Below are 286 nucleotides of genomic sequence, written 5' to 3' on the forward strand. Positions count from 1 at the left end.
CCCATGGTGTGACGGGCGGTGTGTACAAGGCCCGGGAACGTATTCACCGCGGCGTGCTGATCCGCGATTACTAGCGATTCCAACTTCATGCACCCGAGTTGCAGAGTGCAATCCGAACTGAGACGGCTTTTGGGGATTGGCTCCATCTTGCGACTTCGCGTCCCACTGTCACCGCCATTGTAGCACGTGTGTAGCCCAACCCATAAGGGCCATGAGGACTTGACGTCATCCCCGCCTTCCTCCGGCTTGTCACCGGCAGTTCCACCAGAGTGCCCAACTGAATGAT

General features: G+C 58.0%; 1 rRNA gene. It reads right to left on the reverse strand.

The annotated features are described in order from the left end of the window. Positions 1-286, reverse strand: a 16S ribosomal RNA gene (locus SB847_RS20840); the annotation flags it as partial.

It is taken from the genome of Bacillus sp. SIMBA_026 (genome assembly GCF_046535335.1).
GTDB lineage: Bacteria > Bacillota > Bacilli > Bacillales > Bacillaceae > Bacillus > Bacillus velezensis.